Source organism: Anaerocolumna xylanovorans DSM 12503, assembly GCF_900143645.1.
Classification (GTDB): domain Bacteria; phylum Bacillota; class Clostridia; order Lachnospirales; family Lachnospiraceae; genus Anaerocolumna; species Anaerocolumna xylanovorans.
Genome location: NZ_FRFD01000011.1, coordinates 211,089 through 228,625, shown reverse-complemented (window position 1 = coordinate 228,625; position 17,537 = coordinate 211,089). Strand labels below are relative to the sequence as shown.

At 40.9% G+C, this 17,537-nt stretch carries 16 protein-coding genes; 13 read left to right on the top strand and 3 right to left on the bottom strand.

The annotated features are described in order from the left end of the window. Positions 1–17: 17 nt before the first annotated feature. The 3 genes from BUF11_RS18685 (at position 18) to BUF11_RS18675 (ending at position 4,027) form a co-directional block, all read left to right on the top strand. A complete protein-coding gene (locus BUF11_RS18685) occupies positions 18–1,391 on the top strand; it encodes a bifunctional folylpolyglutamate synthase/dihydrofolate synthase (protein ID WP_073590378.1) in 1,374 nt (457 codons plus the stop codon). A gap of 93 nt (positions 1,392–1,484) precedes the next feature. Continuing rightward, positions 1,485–2,612, top strand: coding sequence for a prephenate dehydratase (gene pheA / locus BUF11_RS18680; protein WP_073590377.1), 1,128 nt, complete (start codon positions 1,485–1,487; stop codon positions 2,610–2,612). A gap of 122 nt (positions 2,613–2,734) precedes the next feature. Next, a complete protein-coding gene (locus BUF11_RS18675) occupies positions 2,735–4,027 on the top strand; it encodes a S1C family serine protease (protein ID WP_084558758.1) in 1,293 nt (430 codons plus the stop codon). A gap of 81 nt (positions 4,028–4,108) precedes the next feature. Here BUF11_RS18675 and BUF11_RS18670 read toward each other — a convergent pair whose 3' ends face one another. Next, positions 4,109–4,591, bottom strand: a complete 483-nt coding sequence (locus BUF11_RS18670; RefSeq protein WP_073590376.1) for a GNAT family N-acetyltransferase — start codon at positions 4,589–4,591, stop codon at positions 4,109–4,111. A 361-nt stretch (positions 4,592–4,952) separates the two neighbouring features. On the opposite strand from BUF11_RS18670, the gene BUF11_RS18665 reads away from it, so the two are divergent. The 5 genes from BUF11_RS18665 (at position 4,953) to mutY (ending at position 10,085) form a co-directional block, all read left to right on the top strand. Then, positions 4,953–5,945, top strand: a complete 993-nt coding sequence (locus tag BUF11_RS18665) for a glycosyltransferase family 2 protein (RefSeq protein ID WP_073590375.1) — start codon at positions 4,953–4,955, stop codon at positions 5,943–5,945. A 131-nt stretch (positions 5,946–6,076) separates the two neighbouring features. Further along, positions 6,077–7,036 carry a glycosyltransferase family 2 protein gene (locus BUF11_RS18660; RefSeq protein ID WP_073590374.1) on the top strand — a complete coding sequence of 320 codons (960 nt, stop codon included), beginning with the start codon at positions 6,077–6,079 and terminating at the stop codon, positions 7,034–7,036. Positions 7,037–7,287: 251 nt separating this feature from the next. Next, positions 7,288–7,794, top strand: coding sequence for an acetolactate synthase small subunit (ilvN, locus tag BUF11_RS18655; RefSeq protein WP_073590373.1), 507 nt, complete (start codon positions 7,288–7,290; stop codon positions 7,792–7,794). A gap of 83 nt (positions 7,795–7,877) precedes the next feature. Next, complete coding sequence (gene ilvC / locus BUF11_RS18650) at positions 7,878–8,888, top strand: ketol-acid reductoisomerase (protein ID WP_073590372.1); 1,011 nt, start codon at positions 7,878–7,880, stop codon at positions 8,886–8,888. Positions 8,889–8,996: 108 nt separating this feature from the next. Then, positions 8,997–10,085, top strand: coding sequence for an A/G-specific adenine glycosylase (gene mutY, locus BUF11_RS18645; protein ID WP_330393911.1), 1,089 nt, complete (start codon positions 8,997–8,999; stop codon positions 10,083–10,085). A gap of 27 nt (positions 10,086–10,112) precedes the next feature. Here the strand turns inward: mutY and BUF11_RS18640 are convergent, their stop codons facing one another. Together BUF11_RS18640 and BUF11_RS18635 are read right to left on the bottom strand one after the other, a co-directional pair. After that, positions 10,113–10,610: a hypothetical protein gene (locus BUF11_RS18640; RefSeq protein WP_073590371.1), complete on the bottom strand. Its 498-nt coding sequence runs from the start codon at positions 10,608–10,610 to the stop codon at positions 10,113–10,115. A gap of 39 nt (positions 10,611–10,649) precedes the next feature. Beyond that, positions 10,650–11,585: a LysR family transcriptional regulator gene (locus BUF11_RS18635; protein ID WP_073590442.1), complete on the bottom strand. Its 936-nt coding sequence runs from the start codon at positions 11,583–11,585 to the stop codon at positions 10,650–10,652. Between the two features lie 119 nt (positions 11,586–11,704). On the opposite strand from BUF11_RS18635, the gene leuB reads away from it, so the two are divergent. The 5 genes from leuB to BUF11_RS18610 all read left to right on the top strand — a co-directional run bounded on the left by leuB (position 11,705) and on the right by BUF11_RS18610 (position 17,495). Then, positions 11,705–12,790: a 3-isopropylmalate dehydrogenase gene (leuB, locus tag BUF11_RS18630; protein WP_073590370.1), complete on the top strand. Its 1,086-nt coding sequence runs from the start codon at positions 11,705–11,707 to the stop codon at positions 12,788–12,790. Positions 12,791–12,852: 62 nt separating this feature from the next. After that, complete coding sequence (gene leuC, locus BUF11_RS18625; protein ID WP_073590369.1) at positions 12,853–14,118, top strand: 3-isopropylmalate dehydratase large subunit; 1,266 nt, start codon at positions 12,853–12,855, stop codon at positions 14,116–14,118. A 105-nt stretch (positions 14,119–14,223) separates the two neighbouring features. Continuing rightward, the gene (gene leuD / locus BUF11_RS18620) at positions 14,224–14,706 is read left to right on the top strand and encodes a 3-isopropylmalate dehydratase small subunit (protein WP_073590368.1); all 483 of its coding nucleotides are present in this window, start codon (positions 14,224–14,226) and stop codon (positions 14,704–14,706) included. Positions 14,707–14,945: 239 nt separating this feature from the next. Continuing rightward, positions 14,946–15,818, top strand: a complete 873-nt coding sequence (locus BUF11_RS18615) for a DegV family protein (protein WP_073590367.1) — start codon at positions 14,946–14,948, stop codon at positions 15,816–15,818. A 72-nt stretch (positions 15,819–15,890) separates the two neighbouring features. Then, the gene (locus BUF11_RS18610; RefSeq protein ID WP_073590366.1) at positions 15,891–17,495 is read left to right on the top strand and encodes an MBL fold metallo-hydrolase RNA specificity domain-containing protein; all 1,605 of its coding nucleotides are present in this window, start codon (positions 15,891–15,893) and stop codon (positions 17,493–17,495) included. The last annotated feature ends 42 nt before the right edge of the window (positions 17,496–17,537 follow it).

The following is a 17,537-nucleotide window of genomic DNA, read 5'->3' as shown; positions in this document are numbered from 1 at the left end:
GCAGAAAAGGGGGTAGAATGGAATATTCAAAAGCCATAAGCTTTTTAGAAGAGGTGAAAAAGACAGGCAGTAAACCTGGGCTTACCGCCATCTCACAGCTGCTTAAGGAACTTGATTCACCGCAGGAAAAAGTGGCATTTGTACACGTGGCAGGGACTAATGCAAAGGGTTCTGTCAGCGCTTATATTGCCTCCATATTGGCATGTGCCGGATATGTGACCGGACGGTTTTCCTCTCCCGCTGTTTTTCAGTATGAAGAAATGATACAGATAATTTCAAAACAGCCGGCAGGTAAAAGGAATGAAGATACAGTGAGTAAAACCGATGCTTCTGCTGAAATAGACATTACTTCCATTGAAAGGGAGGAGTTTGCTTCCTGCATTGAAGTAATCAAGGGCGCTTGCGAAAGAATGACAGCTAAGGGAAAGGATTGTCCTACAATCTTTGAAGTGGAGACAGCCATGGCATTCCTGTACTTTTACCGGAAAAAATGCGATATAGCAGTTATTGAGGTGGGCATGGGAGGAAGACTGGATGCCACGAATATCATAGATTCTCCTAAATGTGCCGTACTTACTGCTATCAGTATGGACCATACCGAGTATCTTGGACATACCTTAAAAGAAATAGCCTGGCATAAGGCTGGTATAATCAAAAAGGGAATACCGGTGGTGTCCTATAAGCAGGAAGAAGAAGCAGAAAAAGTTATTGAAGAGACAGCAAAAGAAATGGAAGCTTCCCTCATAACAGCGGATTTTTCAAAGGTTACTATTAAAAACATGGACATGGGAGAAACCCTGTTTGATTATGGTGACTGGAAGAACTTAAAAATTAAGCTTCTGGGTAAAAACCAGATCTACAATGCAGTTACTGCAATTCATGCCGCAGGAGCGTTAAATAAGAATGGAATTTCCTTAAAAACAGAAGATATTTATGAAGGACTTAAAAATGCAGTATGGGAAGGAAGATTCCAGTGCATTTGCAAGAGCCCGCTTATCATGATAGACGGAGCCCATAACGAAGGAGCTGCAAGAGCTTTAGCAGATAATATCAGGCTCTATCTTAAGGATAAAACGCTGTACTATATTATGGGAATTTTTAAGGATAAGGATTATGAAGCTGTCTTACGGCTTACGGCCGGGTACGCATCTGAAATATACTGTATTACACCTCCAAACATAAGGGCACTGCCTTCAAAAGAACTGGCAGATGCAGCAGCAAAGCAGGGGAAGAAAGCAGTGGATGCAATAACTGTAAGGAATGCGCTTTCAATGATAAAGGAGAAAACAAAAGAGGATAAGAATTATGCTGTCCTGGCTTTTGGATCACTTTCTATTCTAAAAGAGGTAAAAGAAGAAGTATACCGCTTATATCTGCAGCCACAAACGTAAAATGCGTAAATAAAAGCATAAAGCAATATCTTAGGCAGGTCTGTGATATGTGTAAAAGACAGATTTGATATTCACGAAAGGAGTTAGATTAGTATGATAGATTTGCAGAATAGCAGAGATGAAATTGACAAAGTCGATAAAGAAATCGTCCGCCTTTTTGAATACCGTATGAAGCTGACAAAGGATGTAGCAGAATATAAGATACAGACAGGAAAAAAGGTTTACGATAGAGAAAGGGAGCAGGCAAAGCTTACCGCCTTAAAAGAATTGGCAGGGAATGACTTTAACCGTCATGGAGTAGAAGAATTATTCACACAGATTATGTCCATGAGCCGTAAGATGCAATATAGCCTGGTTAGCGGAGACAATACCGATATTCCTTTTGAAGAAAGGGATGCCCTTTCCGTAGATTCCTCTACAAAGGTAGTGTGGTTTGGGGCAAAAGGATCTTATACGGAACAGGCCTTTAAAGAGTATTTTGGTGAAGATGTCAGTGCTTTCAATGTTTCAACCTTCCGGGAAGTAATGGAGAAGGTAAAGAATGGGAGTGCAGACTATGGAGTACTTCCTATAGAAAATACCTCCACAGGCGGAATTACAGATATTTATGATCTTTTAGTTGAGTATGATAATTCTATCGTAGGCGAACATATACTTAAAGTAGATCATGTGCTCTTAGGCCTTCCCCAGGCAGAATTAAAAGACATAACCAGAGTGTACTCACACACACAGGGAATCTTGCAATGTCAGAAATTTTTAGATACAAATCCACAGATAAAACCGGTGGAATGTAAAAGTACCTCGGATGGAGCAAGGAAGGTATACACAGATGGTGATATTACCCAGGCGGCCATAGCCGGCAAGCAGTCGGCAGAAATCTACGGTTTAAAAATTTTAAAAGAAAATGTGAATCATGAGTGCAATAATTCTACTCGTTTTATTATTATAGGCAAGGAAAAGAAATATAGGAAAGATGCTAAGAAGATAAGCATCTGCTTCGAACTGCCCCATGAAAGCGGAAGCCTTTATAATATGCTGTCACATTTTATCTATAATAACCTGAACATGACAAAAATCGAATCAAGACCCTTGGAGGGAAGAACTTTTGAATATCGCTTTTTTGTGGACTTTGAAGGAAATTTAAAGGACGCAGGGGTAAGGAATGCCCTTTTTGGAATTAAAGAAGAGGCAATCACGTTAAAGATTTTGGGAAATTACTAACGATTCTTCATATTTTTTTCAATTTCTCTACACAAAGAAGACATAATTTGATGTTAAACTTTAGTCATAAATAAAAAAGAAACAAATGAGATAGATAGCTAAAGTTGAAAGGAGAAATTAATATGAGTGAATATAATGATTTTAATCATGAAGATACCGGGAAGATTATTGAAGGACAGGGAATTTTTACCGAAGACATCCCCGGGGAAGAAAAGAAAAGAAGAAGCAGGGGAAAGGGAAGAGGTAAAAACTTTGCTAAACTGGTAGCTTCGGCCTTAGTATTCGGTCTGGTAGCAGGCGCCGCTTTCCAGGGCTATTATGCAATAACAAATGGAAGCATAGCAACTGAAAAGGTAGGCAGCGCATCAACAGACTCTAAGACAGATAATGGGGTAACCGCAGTTGAGACAAGTACTTCACAAAATAAAGATTCCAGTGACGTATCCACGGTGGTATCCAATGTAATGCCCTCCATAGTTGCAATCAATTCAACAATCAATCAGAACACTACAGATTTCTTTGGAAGACAGTATAACCAGCAGGAAGAAGGCAGCGGTTCCGGTATTATAATCGGACAGAACAGCAATGAAATATTAATAGCAACCAATAACCATGTGGTTGAAAATGCAAGCTCTGTTCAGATTGTATTTGATGATAATACGAAAGCGGAGGCAACCATCAAAGGAACAGCCCCTAATTCAGACCTTGCAGTAGTTGCTGTTAAAACAAGCGGGTTATCAGAAAAAACGCTCAGTAACATTAAGATAGCAACCTTAGGAGATTCCAGTTCCTTAAAGCTTGGTGAGATGGCTATTGCTATCGGTAATGCTTTAGGATATGGACAATCCGTAACCGTAGGTTATATCAGCGCATTGAACAGAGAAGTAACTGTAAATAATGTCACACTTAAACTTATCCAGACAGATGCAGCAATTAACCCCGGTAACAGCGGTGGTGCATTATTGAATTCCAAAGGTGAAGTTATTGGTATTAATTCTGTTAAATATGTTGATGACAGTGTTGAAAGTATCGGTTATGCTATTCCTATATCCGATGCAATTCCGGTTATCAACGAATTGATGAACAGCAGCTCTACTGATAAAACAGAATCCGCTTACCTTGGTATCCAGGGTAAAGATGTAACCTCTGACTATGCAGCAAGCTTTAATATGCCGGTAGGTGTTTACGTAGGTAAGGTATCTAAAGATTCCGCAGCAGAAAAGGCAGGCGTACAGGTCGGCGATATTATTACGGGTATTAATAATGTCACAGTACAGTCTATGGCCGATTTACAGCAGGGATTAAGCTACACCAAAGCTGGTTCTGCCGGTACCCTCAAGGTAGAGACTCTGGAGAACGGAAAGTACGTAGAAAAGACATTAAACATTACTTTTGATGCTAAACCCATCAAGTAAGAAGAAAATTAGGTGCTTCAAATTATAGCCTATAAATCAACAGAAACCGTACAGGGAAGAAAAGTTTCCCTGCACGGTTTTTTATTTCACACTAACCATCCTTAACTCTGTTATAGGGGTTATTAACACTTCCTGCTTTTTATCGCTATTAAACTGAAAACCTGCTTTTTCATAAAATTCGATAGCCTTTTGATTGGTGTTTAATACCCATAAACAATATTTGTCATAATTGCTTAATTTATTTATGCATGCCTCCAAAAGTGCTTTACCGATACCCTGTTTCTGGTATTTTTTTAATACATACAAAGCTATAATCTCTCCATAATCGTCCATACCTTCATCCTTGCATTGCCCATAGCAGGCAAAGCCAACAATCATATTATTGATAATTGCAACTAAATTATTTTCGGGATATTTTCGAGCTATATTGATACAATTTTCAGCCTTCATATTTTTCATATAAGCATCATTCATCAAACCGGTATATGTTTCTTGCCAGGTTTGATAATGTACAAATCCTTTTTCTTCGGCATCATTGATAGTTGCGTCCCTAATGATTGGCATTTCTTTTATCTCACTCCTTAAATTTTATTTTATGATATTACCATAATCGTACTCTATTATCAATGAATTACAATAGTAATACCCATGCATTTCGCAAGTTTACTTGCGAAACTGCCTAAATAGAAAGTGAAAAATGCTTTCTGTTTTTCACGCTAACACCCATGCATTTCGCAAGTTTACTTGCGAAACTGCCTAAATAGAAAGTGAATTATAATTTTCAATAATTCACACTATAATCATTTCAAAGTGTCAATCCGGCCAAAAATGTTCAAAAAAGTAGTCCCTTAATTCCTTGACAAATGGAAGTACACGCGGGTATGATGTAGTTTATAGATTAACGAAAAGAGAGGTCATATCTGTGATGGAAGTAACGGATATTAAAATAGATGTCATTATTCCGGTATATAAGCCGGATATAAAATTTAAGCATCTGATAGAGAGGCTGAAAAAACAAAAGGATAAGCCTGACAGAATTATCCTTCTTCAAACGATAGAGGAAGAAAAGCAGGGAGAGCGGAATAAGAACCTGATAGGAGAAGAATTTATCGCCTATGCCATGGAGCTTGAAGAAAGCGACTTTCGCATTGAATGTATCGAAATAAATAAAAAAGACTTTGACCATGGCGGGACAAGGGCCTATGGGGCATCCCTTTCAACGGCAGATCTTTTGATGTTTATGACCCAGGATGCAGTTCCTGCTGATACCTTGCTTTTAACAAAGCTAAAGGAAGCTTTTGCTGACGAAAGTATTGGAGCTGCTTATGCAAGGCAGCTGCCAAGAGAGGAAGCAGGGGTTATTGAAAGCTATACAAGAAAGTTTAATTATCCTGAAGAAGATGCGGTTAAAACACTGGCTGATCTTGAGAGGCTTGGAATCAAGACCTATTTTTGTTCCAATGTGTGTGCGGTATACAAAAGAAGTGTTTATGAGGAGTTGGGTGGTTTTGTCTCAAAGACAATCTTTAATGAGGACATGATCATGGCAGCGGCTATTATAAAAGCCGGTTATTCCATAGCCTATGCTTCCGGGGCAAAGGTTTACCATTCCCATAGCTATACCAGCAAAGAGCAGTTTAAGAGGAACTTTGATCTGGCTGTTTCCCAGGCAGAGTATCCGTCGGTTTTTTCCGGGCTTAAATCAGAAAATGAAGGAAAGAAGCTGGTCCTTCAAACAGCCTCCTACCTGTTGAAAAAAGGAAGGATATATCTGATACCGGAACTTGTAATAGAGAGTGGATTTAAGTACCTGGGGTATCTGGCAGGTAAAAACTATAAAAAACTGCCCCTTTCCCTTATCAAGAAGTGGAGTATGAATCCGGGATATTTTAAAGATGGAAAGTCAATTGTGAATTAACGAATATCCAACCAAAGATTGAATGTTCAGAAAAGAAGATAGTTGAAAAATGCGGTACATTTTTTAATTTCTATTTGGGCAGCATTGCAGACTGGTCTGCAGACAAGCCTGGGATATGCATGGAGGATGAAATGGGCAAAGTTCATATAATTATGGCGGCTTATAACGGAGCAGCTTATCTAACGGAGCAGATTATGTCCATAAGGCAGAGTACCTTTACAGAATGGGAACTTTGGATTTTTGATGATGGTTCGCTTGATGAAACAGAGGATATCATTAGCAGGCAGGAAGCAGAAGCGAATGGCAGAATTCATTATATTAAAAATGTAAAAAATAAAGGCGTAACCCTTAATTTCTTAGAGGGTGTGAAAACTGTTTCCTCACAAACGGTAAATAACAGCCCTGAAAATGAATCAGATAATTACTATATGTTTTGCGACCAGGATGATGTCTGGATGCCTGATAAAATCGAGAAAACCCTAAAGGCTATGAAACGGTATGAGAAAAAGTATTCCCAAAAACTTCCGCTGGTGATATTTACGGATGCTATGATAACAGATGAAAAATTAAATGTTATTAATCCGTCTTTTCATAAGAGTAACCACCTGAATACAGGAAAATTAGACCTTCCCCATATCATGATGGAGAATAAATTAATAGGATGTACAGTCATGTTTAATGCAGCACTGGAGAAGAAACTGACGGTGCTACCGAAGCAAGTCCGATACCATGACTGGTGGATAGGCTTACTGGGAGCAGCTTTCGGACACATGGTATATCTGCCCTTTCCCACCCTTTATTATAGGCAGCATGGCGGCAATGTTGTTGGAAATCAGGATTTTTACGCCTATGTAAGGAAAAGGATAGCTGCCTTAAAGGAACAAAAAAAGGTACTCTACGCTAATGCAAGTCAGGCAAAAGAGTTTTATGAAATCTATAGGGATTCTCTTTCGGAAGATAAAAAAATGCAAGTTTATGCAATGTCGAATCTCATGGAGAAAAATTGGTTTTGTAAAAGATACCAGTGTCTCCGCTTTGGATTCTTAAAATCCGGGCTGGTAAGAAACATTGCATTGTTGTTGATATTATAGAAAAATCAAGGACTTTTATGCAAAAGCTTTCTTTGACTTTTTGACGGTAAAGCGTTGAAAAGTTAAAATTTCCGGTTTTCTTTATTGACATTTTATATTCATATTGTTACAATGTAAACAATTTATATACAGGAAGTGAAGGTATTACAATCTGCTAGAAGAGTCAGGTTGAATAAACAAAAAGGCTGTTTTTTCAACTACCAATTATCGAATATTCAATCAGAGACTGAATATTCAGAAAAGAGGTCAATATGAAGAAAATGGTTTTATCAATACTTGTGGATAATACCGCCGGAGTATTAAGCCGAGTTTCCGGATTATTCAGCAGAAGAGGTTATAACATAGACAGCCTCACTGTTGGTGTTACCCAGGATTCTTTGTATTCCAGAATGACAGTTGTAGTAAACGGAGATGACCAGATACTGGAACAAATCAGGAAGCAGCTTTTAAAGCTTGAAGATGTCAGAGAAGTAAGAGAGCTATTACCGGAAGAGTCTGTCTGCAGGGAATTGATTTTAGTCAAGGTACTTGCTACTGTAGAAGAAAGACAGGCCGTTATAGCAGTTGCGGATATTTTCCGTGCCAAGATAGTGGATGTGGCAATGGAGTCATTAATGATAGAACTTACCGGAAACCAGGCCAAGATAGATGCTTTCATTAAACTTTTGGAGGGATTTACCATAAAGGAAATGGTTCGAACCGGTATAACAGGACTTGCAAGAGGTTCGGGAGACATTGCGGATTATTTGGACGACTAAGATTATTCCTAAGTGTAACCACACTATTGTGTAGCCACACTTTTTCAATAATAATTTTAATTTTTATTAGGAGGATAAAAGATATGGCAAAGATTTTTTACCAGGAAGACTGCAACTTATCATTACTGGAAGGCAAAACCGTAGCAGTTATCGGTTATGGCAGCCAGGGACATGCTCATGCATTAAATGCAAAGGAATCCGGTGTCCATGTCATAATCGGACTCTATGAGGGCAGCAAATCCTGGAAGAAGGCAGAAGCAGCAGGCTTTGAAGTGTATACGGCGGCAGAAGCTGCAAAGAAAGCTGACATCATTATGATTCTTATTAATGACGAGAAGCAGGCAAAGCTTTATAAGGAATCTATCGAACCGAACCTTGAGGCAGGTAATGTACTTATGTTTGCTCATGGTTTTTCCATACACTTCGGACAGATTGTACCTCCTTCTGATGTAGATGTTATTATGATTGCTCCTAAAGGACCCGGACATACCGTTAGAAGCCAGTACCAGGAAGGACAGGGTGTTCCTTGCCTTATAGCTGTTGCACAGGATGCGACCGGTAAAGCACATGATATCGGACTTGCTTATGCCCTTGCTATCGGCGGAGCAAGAGCCGGTGTTCTTCAGACCACCTTCAGAGAGGAGACAGAGACAGACCTTTTTGGTGAGCAGGCTGTTCTTTGCGGCGGTGTTACACAGCTTATGAAGACAGGCTTTGAAGTACTGGTAGAAGCTGGCTATGAACCGGAAAGCGCATATTTTGAATGTATCCATGAGATGAAGCTGATTGTTGACTTAATCAATGAAAGCGGTTTTGCAGGCATGAGATACTCCATCTCCAATACAGCAGAGTATGGTGATTACATTACCGGACCCAAGATTATTACAGAAGATACCAAGAATGCCATGAGAAAGGTATTAAAGGATATTCAGGAGGGTGTATTTGCACGTAATTGGCTCCTTGAGAACCAGATTGGATGTACAAACTTCCTTGCCATGAGAAGAAGAGAATCAGAGCATCAGCTTGAGAAGGTCGGCGAAGATCTTCGTAAGATGATGAGCTGGACCAAAAAGAATAAATTAATCAATAACTAATAATGGATTTTGCAGACAGGCTGTAATAAAAGGCAGCAGAAAACGTGCCGGAACTTAAGGGTTCCGGTACGTTTTTTCACGAATAAAACAATATTTGAAAGGTTATCGATGATGAAGTACGATTATTCCCCAACAATAGAATTTTTACTGGACTGGTATGGGCAGAATGCCAGAATACTCCCCTGGCGTGAAAATCCAAAACCCTATTATGTCTGGATATCGGAAATTATGCTCCAGCAGACAAGAGTAGAGGCAGTAAAAGCTTACTTTGAACGTTTTATCAATGCCCTTCCTGACATCAGCTCCCTGGCAGACGTAGAAGAAGAAAAGCTTTTAAAGCTGTGGGAAGGATTGGGATATTATAACAGGGTCAGGAATCTGCAAAAGACAGCCAGGATACTTGTCAGTGAGTACGATGGGAAACTTCCCAAAGATTACACGAAACTGCTTACTCTTCCCGGTATTGGCAGCTATACGGCGGGGGCAATAGCATCCATAGCCTTTCATATTGCGGAGCCGGCAGTTGATGGAAATGTATTAAGGGTAATGATGAGGGTGTCAGGAAGCTTTGATGATATAACAGAGGCAAAAGTTAAGAAAAGCCTGGAAGAGGATTTAAGAGCTGTAATGCCAAAGGACAGGCCGGGGGATTTTAACCAGGCGGTTATGGAATTGGGAGCAACAGTGTGTATTCCGGTAGGAAGGCCTTTGTGCAACAAATGCCCCCTTATGCATTTATGCCAGGCATTTAAAAACCGGACTGAGGATAAAATTCCGGTTAAGAAAGAAAAAAAGCCGAGAAAGATTCAGGAGAGGACGGTCTTTTTGCTTGAAAGCGGAGGAAGATATGTTCTAAACAAGAGAGAAAAGAAGGGACTTCTTGCCGGGATGATGGAGTTTCCGGGGGTGGATGAAAAGCTCTCGCCACTTATGGCAGAAGAGTATCTTACAGGCTTAGGGTATGCAATAGAAGGGTTTATACCCTTAGGAGAAGCAAAGCATATATTCTCACATGTGGAATGGCACATGACAGGGTATCTTGTTCATGTAAGGGAAATTGTGGCAGAGGACAGCAGAAGCTATAGGAAGGACAAGGAGGAGAGTAAGACTGTCCCTGTCTGGGCACTAAAAAGAGAAATAGAGGAGATATATTCCCTGCCCTCTGCATTTGATTATTACAGAAAGTTCATTGTCTGACAGCTCGCCTTAAGAAGCAGCCGTTGGTTACATCTGCTCACACAGGACAATAATCCGGTAAGGTGTTGTGATTGCAGGAATACTTCTTGTGGTTGGGCCGTAAAGAACAATAAGGGTATGATTCGCGGGGTTTTGGTAGAAAGCTTGACCGTTTTGCAAAACAAGGGCGGTGGTAGGAGCAATGTTTAGTCTTAGCATTCCATCAGTACTTATAAGATTCCGGTTGAAATAATCTACTTTAACATTGACATCACCCATATTCACGGCCATAATCAAGGCACGAAAGCGGGGGGGATATATTAAGGGAACCGGTGCATTGGCATCATAGAAACCGGTTATATAATCACCCTCGTTTGCTGTGGTATCGTCAATAAAATAAGTGGAAGGGGTTACAAGGAAGGTAATGATATTGTTGTCATTGTCTTCTATGGTAAACAGCTTATTACAGCCCAAGGTATCTCTTGAGTCCAGCAGAACATCCTCTATGGTTAGGATCATTCCGGAGTAGAAATTATATTGCGTCATAGGGGACTCTTTTCGTTGTTTTATTTTAAGTATATGCATCTAGCTTGAGCAGCGTTCCTTGTAAAAGCTGATAAAATGCTTTAAAGATTGGGGAAGAAAGGCTTCCTTACTGTAGGCAAAGCCTACGGCTCTCTTTTTTAAGGGAGGGTTTAAAGAAAGTTCTATAAGCTCCTTGCTCTTTAATTCCTCCTGGACAAATTCTTTAATAACACAGGAAATGCCAAGGCCGATTTTGGCAAATTCGATCAGCAAATCCATACTGCTGACTTCCAGCAGCTGGTTTGTCTTAATATTATTTCTGGTAAAGTAGTCCTCCACATATAATCTTGTAATATTCTTTTCATCTAAAAGCATTACATTTGAATTTCTTAGAATTTCCGTGGCGCTCTTTGTATCAAAGGAAGCCTTATTATTAGTATTCTTTGATAATTGAAGGCTTAGATTATTAAGATAGGTCTCTGTGCTGACAAAGATATCTTCAATCTGCTGCACCTCATAAAAATCCATACCTTTTAGATTATCAGGCTTACCGATTAAACCAATGTCGATTTTATTCTGACTTAGAAGCTCTAAGGTTTTGTAGGTGGACTGGCATTCAATGGTGATTTTGATATGGGGATAGCATTTTACAAAATCTTTTAAGTAAGGCAGCAGGATGTATTTGCAAAGAGTAGTGCTGACACCTATGCGCAGGTGTCCTATACCAAGCTCCTGCATCTGAAAGAGGGTCAGCTCACCCTGTTTTAGTGTGTCAAAAGCTGATTTCGTATATTCATACAAAAGAGCGCCTTCTTCTGTCAGGCGTACACCTCTGGAGGAGCGGATGAATAAGGTCATATGAAGATTTTCCTCAAGGGTCTGAATTGCCTTACTTACTGCCGGCTGGCTGATAAAAAGCTCTTTGGAGGAGCGGGATATATTTCCTGTTCCTGCTACGGAATTAAAGATGCGGTATAGGGTCAGGTTGCTTTCCAGAAAAATCACCTCCTTTTATCATAACTTTAAGTTATAATAAATATTCTTATTATGTATTTCAATTATACCAAAATATATGCTAGAATACCAGTAAAAGAAAGAAAGGCAGGGAAGCGGCGATGGAATACAGCATTGCGGTTATTCCGGGAGATGGGATCGGACCGGAAATTATCAGGGAAGCAAAGAAGGTACTGGACAAGGTTGGAAAGGTTTGCGGACACAGCTTTCGCTACACGGAGCTTTTAATGGGAGGGGCCTCCATAGATGTTCACGGCGTCCCCCTTACGGAAGAGACTCTTGCTGCAGCAAAGAAATGTGATGCGGTGCTGCTGGGAGCTGTAGGAGGAAATGTCGGAGTGTCGAATTGGTACAGTCTGCCGCCGGAGCTAAGACCGGAAGCGGGACTGCTAAAGATACGCAAAGGACTTGAACTTTTCGCCAATCTTAGGCCTGCGCTTCTCTTTGATGATTTACGGAAAGCCTGCCCTTTAAAGGAAGAAATAATCGGGGAAGGTTTTGACCTGATGGTAGTAAGGGAATTGACAGGAGGACTTTACTTTGGAGAACGCAAAACCGTTATAGAAAACGGACTTAGAAAGGCCTATGATATGCTGACCTATGATGAGGAAGAAATCAGGAGAATTACGCAGGTGGGCTTTGAAACTGCCAGAAAGAGAAGAAAGAAACTGTGCAGTGTTGACAAGGCAAATGTTATTGATTCCTCCAGACTGTGGAGGCAGGTAGTAAAGGAAGTTGCAAAGGATTATCCGGATGTGGAATTAAGTGATATGTTGGTTGATAACTGCGCCATGCAGCTGGTAAAGGACCCCGGACAGTTTGATGTAATCCTTACTGAGAATATGTTTGGTGATATCTTATCCGATGAAGCGAGCATGATAACCGGTTCCATCGGTATGCTGCCTTCGGCAAGTCTTGGAAAGACAAAGCTTGGACTTTATGAGCCAAGTCATGGATCGGCACCGGATATTGCAGGACAGAATAAAGCAAATCCCATGGCAACCATCCTATCTGCGGCCATGATGCTGCGGTATTCCTTTGACCTGGAAGCAGAGGCTCTTAAGGTGGAAGATGCAGTAAGAAGTGTGTTGAGTAAAGGTTACCGTACGGTTGATATTACGTCGCCGGGCAGCACTTTGGTTGGAACGGATGAAATGGGTGACCTGATAGCAGAGGAAATCAGGTAATATGGAGATAATAAATTCAGGAATATTCAATCAAAGTTTGATATTCACGAAAGGAGTTCATTATGGGAATGACAATGACGCAAAAGATTCTGGCTGCTCATGCAGGGCTTAAGGAAGTAGAAGCCGGACAGTTAATAGAAGCTGATTTGGATATGGTTTTAGGAAATGACATAACCGCACCTGTTGCTATACAGGAGATGGAAAAGATAGAGAAGAAACAGGTATTTCACAAGGACAAGATTGCTCTGGTGCCGGATCATTTTACCCCTAATAAGGATATTAAGTCGGCCCAGAACTGCAAATGCTTAAGGGAATTTGCAAAGGAATATGATATTACCAATTATTTTGAAATCGGTGAGATGGGTATCGAACACGCACTGTTACCGGAGAAAGGGCTGGTAGTTGCCGGAGAAGCAGTAATCGGTGCAGATTCCCACACCTGTACTTACGGAGCATTAGGCGCCTTTTCAACGGGAGTTGGAAGCACCGACATGGCAGCCGGAATGGTAACCGGAAAAGCCTGGTTTAAGATACCGGCAGCCCTTAAATTTGAATTAACCGGATGTCCTGCCAAATGGGTCAGCGGCAAGGATATTATCCTTCATATTATCGGCTTAATCGGAGTGGACGGAGCATTGTATAAATCCATGGAGTTTGTGGGAGACGGAATTAGGAATCTTTCTATGGATGACCGTTTTACCATGGCAAATATGGCAATTGAAGCCGGTGCCAAGAATGGAATATTTCCTGTGGATGAGAAGACGATTGCTTATATAGAGGAACATTCGAAAAAGGAATATAAGGTTTATGAGGCGGATGCCGATGCTGAATATGACAAGACCTATATCATCGATTTATCAAAGATACGTCCTACGGTGGCTTTCCCGCACCTTCCGGAGAATACGAGAACTATTGATGAGATAGGAGATATTGAAATCCAGCAGGTAATAATCGGCTCCTGTACCAACGGAAGAATTGAAGATCTAAGAGCAGCAGCCAGAGTACTGGAGGGCAGAAAGGTTAAGAAGGGCATGAGGGTTATTATCTTCCCTGCAACCCAGGATATTTACCTTCAGGCGATAGAGGAAGGACTTCTTTCTATCTTCATAAAGGCCGGTGCTGCCGTAAGTACTCCGACCTGCGGACCCTGCCTTGGCGGGCACATGGGTATCTTAGCCCAGGGTGAGCGTGCCGTTGCTACTACTAACCGGAACTTTGTAGGAAGAATGGGACATGTAGAATCAGAAATTTATCTGGCCAGCCCTGCGGTGGCTGCTGCCAGTGCCGTAACCGGAAAGATATCCGGTCCGGAAGAATTAGGACTGTAATATAAGCTCTTTCTCACAAATATGAAAAAGCAGTAGAATATAATAGATAGTTAAAAGGGTGAAGACAAAGGACCTTAAGAATACCACCCGGAAAAGGAGTCGAACATGAAAGCGCAGGGAATAGTGCATAAATACGGTGACAATGTTGATACGGACGTTATTATACCCGCCAGATACTTAAATTCCACCAGTCCTTTAGAACTGGCAGGGAAATGTATGGAGGATATTGACCCGGATTTTGTAAAGAGGGTAAAAAAGGGAGATATCATTGTTGCCAATAAGAATTTTGGCTGCGGTTCCTCCAGAGAGCATGCGCCGATTGCCATTAAGGCATCCGGTATCAGCTGCGTAATTGCTGAAAGCTTTGCCAGAATATTTTACCGTAATTCCATTAATATAGGACTTCCTATTATTGAATGTAAGGAAGCGGCAGATGAAATCGAAGCAGGGGATGAAGTAGAGATTGACTTTGACAGCGGTATGATTTACGACCTTACTAAAAAGACAGAATACAAAGGCCAGCCTTTCCCGGAATTCATGCAAAAGATTATTAAGGCAGAGGGCCTTATCAACTATATCAACAGTTAATGCATAGCCATATAAAACCACCGGAAACAATAATTATTGTTTCCGGTGGTTTTATATTTGGGTTTACAGGGGAATAGAGTTATCTTGTATTGATATCCAAAAAGTGTTAAAATGATACTGTAATATTTGAATATTTTATACAGGCTGGAAGAAAATAGAGAGAGAAAGGATGCCAAAAATATTCTTACAGCACCAGTTTTGGCAGTATCAATGCAATACTTGGATACTTGGTATTGTGAATGAGGGACTATGTTATCGTAACGGATGGGACAGCGGACTTAACACAAGAGATGATAGAGGAGTTGGGGATCATATCCATACCAATGAATTTTGAGGTTGAGGGAAAGGCTTATGTTCATTATCCGGACGCAAGGGAATTGTCAGCCCACGAGTTTTATGAAAAACTAAGGCAGGGAGGTAAATCGGTAACTTCACTGATTAATACAGATACTTTCCTAAAAGTATTTGAGCCGCTTATAAAAGAAGGAAAAGATATTTTATACATTTCATTTTCCTCTGCCCTTAGCGGAACGTATAATTCTTCCTTAATTGCAAAGGAGGAACTTGAAGAAAAGTATCAGGGAACGAAAATCCTGTGCTTTGATTCCAGGTGTGCCTCTGTCGGTGAAGGGCTTTGTGTATATACGGCAGCAGAGCTTAAAAGGGAAGGCTATACTATAGAGGAGCTTTTTAACTGGCTTGAAGAGAATGTGTTACATCTATGCCATTGGTTTACGGTGGATGATTTATTCCATCTGAAAAGAGGCGGAAGGGTCAGTGCTTTAAGTGCAGGAATCGGTACGGCACTAAACATTAAGCCGGTTCTTCATGTAGATGATGAAGGACGTCTTATTCCAATGGAAAAGGTAAGAGGAAGAAAGAAGTCCATTCAGGCGCTTTTTGAGCATATGGAAGCTACTGTTACAAATCCAAAGGATCAAGTAATTTTTATAGGACACGGAGATGCAAAAGAGGATGCAGAATATCTTGCGGGACTGGTTAAGGAAAGATTTCCGGTAAAAGATGTTATTATTAATTACATTGGCCCCGTTGTCGGTACCCATTCAGGGCCCGGCACCATTGCATTATTCTTTTTTGGAACGGGAAGATAAAAGTTTCATTCATTTATCCTGTCATGTATGAAGTACCCTGTATAGGGAATGATAGAGAACAGGAGGTTATTTATGAAATTAACATTTATCGGAGCTGCCCATGAGGTGACTGGCAGCTGCTATTTATTAGAGGCCTGCGGTAAAAATATCCTCATTGACTGCGGGCTGGAACAGGGCCGCGATGTATTTGTCAATAAGCCTATTCCCATATCGGACAGGGAAATAGACGCCGTTTTGCTGACACATGCCCATATGGATCATGCAGGAAGGCTTCCTTTGTTATATAAGGAGGGTTTTCAGGGAAATATACATTCCACGGAAGCGACAAAGGAATTGTGTGGAATCATGCTTTTAGACAGTGCTCACATTCAGATGTTTGAAGCTGAGTGGAAGAACCGTAAGGGTATCAGAAAAGGAGAAGCACCTGTTGAACCCCTATATACCGCGGAGGATGTCAGAGGAACCCTAAAAACCTTTGTGTCTCACGGTTATGGAGAAAAGATAAGTCTTTTCCCCGAAGTTGAATTCCAGTTTACAGACAGCGGCCATTTACTGGGCTCTGCCAGCATAGAAATCTGGGTTACGGAGGAAGGTGTAACAAAGAAGCTGGTATTTTCCGGTGATATCGGAAATATCAATCAGCCTTTGATTAATGATCCCCAATATATAAAGGATGCGGATTATGTAGTAATGGAATCCACCTACGGAACCAGAGATCATGGTGCGGCACCGGATTATGTAAAGGAACTGACAGAAATCCTGCAGGCCACCTTTGACAGAGGGGGAAATGTAGTAATTCCTGCCTTTGCTGTGGGCAGAACGCAGGTGCTGCTATATTTTATCCGCCAGATAAAGGCAGAAAACCGTATCAAAGGACATAAAGACTTTAAGGTTTATGTGGACAGTCCTCTGGCTAATGAAGCGACAGAAATCTTTAAAGAAAATGTACATGGATATTATGATGCCCAGGCAATGGAATTGGTGGAGAAAGGTATAAATCCCATACAGTTTCCGGGACTTGTTACAGCAGTTTCCGCAGAGGAGTCCAAGGCCATCAATTTTGATAATGATGTAAAGGTTATCATATCTGCCAGCGGTATGTGCGATGCGGGCAGAATCAGGCATCATTTAAAGCATAATCTCTGGCGAAGCGAATGCACGGTTCTTTTTGTAGGTTACCAGTCGGAAGGAACTCTGGGAAAGATTCTTATAAACGGAGTAGACCACGTTAAGCTCTTTGGCGAAACCATTCAGGTAAGTGCGGAAATAAAAAGGCTTAACGGTTCCAGCGGTCATGCGGATAAGACAGGACTTTTGAAATGGATTAATTCTTATGAAAAGAAGCCGGATACGGTGTTTGTAACTCATGGAGAAACGGAAAGCTGTGAATCCTTTGCCGCGGCGTTAAAGGAAGAATACGGATTTAACAGTTTTGCTCCCTTCAGCGGTGACTGCTATGATTTAAAAGAAGGTATCTGGCTAGAGCAGAATCAAGGTATCAGAGTGAAACGAGGGGAAGAGAGAGAAGAAAAGAAAGCTGCTTCTCCTGTATACGGCCGTTTATTGGATACGGCTAACAGACTTATGACCATTATCCGTCAAAGTGATAAGAGATCCGCGAAGGATTTGGCTAAGTTAAATGATATGCTGAATTCCCTGATTGATAAGTGGAGATAGAGATATAAAGAGACGCTTTATGACTTCCAGATACAAAGCTAC

Excerpts from the sequence above, each read along its gene's own strand:
- BUF11_RS18685 (WP_073590378.1), top strand. The coding sequence starts at position 18 with ATGGAATATTCAAAAGCCATAAGCTTTTTAGAAGAGGTGAAAAAGACA.
- pheA (WP_073590377.1), top strand. The coding sequence starts at position 1,485 with ATGATAGATTTGCAGAATAGCAGAGATGAAATTGACAAAGTCGATAAA.
- BUF11_RS18675 (WP_084558758.1), top strand. The coding sequence starts at position 2,735 with ATGAGTGAATATAATGATTTTAATCATGAAGATACCGGGAAGATTATT.
- BUF11_RS18670 (WP_073590376.1), bottom strand. The coding sequence starts at position 4,591 with ATGCCAATCATTAGGGACGCAACTATCAATGATGCCGAAGAAAAAGGA.
- BUF11_RS18665 (WP_073590375.1), top strand. The coding sequence starts at position 4,953 with ATGGAAGTAACGGATATTAAAATAGATGTCATTATTCCGGTATATAAG.
- BUF11_RS18660 (WP_073590374.1), top strand. The coding sequence starts at position 6,077 with ATGGGCAAAGTTCATATAATTATGGCGGCTTATAACGGAGCAGCTTAT.
- ilvN (WP_073590373.1), top strand. The coding sequence starts at position 7,288 with ATGAAGAAAATGGTTTTATCAATACTTGTGGATAATACCGCCGGAGTA.
- ilvC (WP_073590372.1), top strand. The coding sequence starts at position 7,878 with ATGGCAAAGATTTTTTACCAGGAAGACTGCAACTTATCATTACTGGAA.
- mutY (WP_330393911.1), top strand. The coding sequence starts at position 8,997 with ATGATGAAGTACGATTATTCCCCAACAATAGAATTTTTACTGGACTGG.
- BUF11_RS18640 (WP_073590371.1), bottom strand. The coding sequence starts at position 10,610 with ATGACGCAATATAATTTCTACTCCGGAATGATCCTAACCATAGAGGAT.
- leuB (WP_073590370.1), top strand. The coding sequence starts at position 11,705 with ATGGAATACAGCATTGCGGTTATTCCGGGAGATGGGATCGGACCGGAA.
- leuC (WP_073590369.1), top strand. The coding sequence starts at position 12,853 with ATGGGAATGACAATGACGCAAAAGATTCTGGCTGCTCATGCAGGGCTT.
- leuD (WP_073590368.1), top strand. The coding sequence starts at position 14,224 with ATGAAAGCGCAGGGAATAGTGCATAAATACGGTGACAATGTTGATACG.
- BUF11_RS18615 (WP_073590367.1), top strand. The coding sequence starts at position 14,946 with ATGAGGGACTATGTTATCGTAACGGATGGGACAGCGGACTTAACACAA.
- BUF11_RS18610 (WP_073590366.1), top strand. The coding sequence starts at position 15,891 with ATGAAATTAACATTTATCGGAGCTGCCCATGAGGTGACTGGCAGCTGC.